This window comes from Pseudomonas sp. 05N434 (assembly GCF_056396965.1).
Genome location: NZ_JBFTMK010000739.1, coordinates 1 through 1,967 on the forward strand (window position 1 = coordinate 1; position 1,967 = coordinate 1,967).

2 protein-coding genes are annotated in these 1,967 nt (G+C 61.7%); one reads left to right on the top strand and one right to left on the bottom strand.

Annotation, left to right across the window (positions count from 1 at the left end):
• A partial coding sequence (locus tag AC1DLB_RS28795; protein WP_477786169.1) for a M23 family metallopeptidase occupies positions 1-765 on the top strand: 765 nt, incomplete at its 5' end.
• Between the two features lie 66 nt (positions 766-831).
• On the opposite strand, the gene AC1DLB_RS28800 is transcribed toward AC1DLB_RS28795, so the two are convergent.
• The coding region (locus tag AC1DLB_RS28800) for a hemolysin family protein (protein ID WP_477786170.1) at positions 832-1,967 on the bottom strand (1,136 nt) is incomplete at its 5' end.

Below are 1,967 nucleotides of genomic sequence, written 5' to 3' on the forward strand. Positions count from 1 at the left end.
GTCGAACACCTTGAGCGGCAGGTGTACCTCGACATCAAGAGGCTGAATGGCATGGACAGCGTGTTCGTGCGCAACGACCTGTATGCGCCGGTCGAGATCGAGCTGAGTTTCGACAGACTGCAGAACGTCAGCGGAGCGCCGAGCCGACCGATCCGGCGGGTGATGCCGGCGCGCAGTAACCTTCGTCTGGCCCTGCTCACGCCGACGAAGGCCGGAAGGCCGATCGTGTATAACCCAAGGTTCGCATATTTCCTGGGCGACCCCTCAGGGGCTGCCATGGCCTATCGATATCCGTTGCCCTGGCGTGGCGGTCCGTTTCGGCTGACCCAGGGCCCCAATGGCCAATACAGCCACTACGGACCGAAGAACCGTTACGCGATGGATATCGCCATGCCCGAAGGCACGCCGATCATCGCGGCGCGCGGCGGGGTGGTGGTGAAAACCGAGAATGGCCAGACCGGGCGCGGCAACGATCCATCGGGCAATTTCGTGCGGGTGTTGCACGATGACGGGACCATGGGCGTGTACCTGCACCTCAAGAAAGGTTCAGTCTGCGTACGGGAAGGTCAGCGGGTAGTGGTGGGCAGTGCGCTGGCGCTGTCGGGCAACACCGGCAACAGCAGCGGCCCGCACCTGCACTTCGTGGTGCAGCGCAATACCGGGTTGGGCCTGGTGTCCATTCCGTACCAGTTCAATCAACCGGTGGGGGCGTTGCCCAACTTTGCGTTGGGCAGTAGGAGCCGGCTTGCTGGCGATGAACGATAACGCGGTATAACAGAGACACCGCAGCGCTCCTGATCGCCAGCAAGCCGGCTCCTACAAGGGCGTGGCTCAGTCCAGCATCAACACCTTGGCCAATATGATCTTCGGCCCTTTCATCTTTTTGATGATGATCCGCAAACCTTCGACTTCCAGCACTTCTTCCTCTTCGGGCACCCGTTTCAGGGTTTCGTAGACCAGCCCGGCGAGGGTTTCGGCTTCGATGTGGTCCAGGTCGATGCCCAGCAGGCGTTCCACCTTGAACAGCGGCGTATCGCCCCGCACCAGCAGCTTGCCCGGCTGATACGCGAGGATCCCGCGTTCAGCCTTGCGGTGTTCGTCCTGAATGTCGCCCACCAGCACTTCCAGCACGTCTTCCATGGTCAGGTAGCCGATGATGTTGCCGTCGGCTTCCTCGACCAAGGCGAAGTGCGAGCCGCCCTTGCGGAACTGCTCCAGCAGTTGCGACAGCGGCATGTGCCGCGATACGCGCTCCAGTGGTCGGGTCAGTTCGGCGAGGTTGAACGACTCGGGAATGTGATCAAGGGCGGCCAGTTCCAGCAGCAGATCCTTGATGTGCAGCAGGCCGACGAACTCCTTGCGCTCGCTGTCGTACACCGGGTAGCGGCTGAACTTGTGGCGACGGAACAACGCCAGGATTTCCTTGAGCGGAGCGTTGAACTCGAGGGTGACCAGGTCTTCCCGGGAGTTGGCCCAGTCGACCACTTCCAGCTCGCCCATTTCCACCGCCGAGGCCAGTACGCGCATGCCTTGGTCGCTTGGGTCCTGGCCACGGCTGGAGTGCAGGATCAGTTTCAGTTCTTCGCGGCTGTAATGGTGCTCGTGGTGCGGGCCGGGCTCACCTTGCCCGGCGATGCGCAGAATCTGGTTGGCGCTGGCGTTGAGCAGGTAGATGGCCGGGTACATGGCCCAGTAGAACAAGTACAGCGGCACCGCCGTCCACAGCGACAGCAACTCGGGTTTGCGGATGGCCCAGGATTTTGGTGCCAGCTCACCGACCACGATGTGCAGGTACGAAATGATGAAGAACGCCGTGAAGAACGAAACTGCCTTGACCACTTCAGCGGAATCTACACCCACGGCACTCAGCACAGGCTCCAGGAGGTGCGCGAACGCCGGTTCGCCGACCCAGCCCAGACCCAGAGAGGCGAGGGTGATACCCAGTTGGCACGCTGACAGGTAAGCAT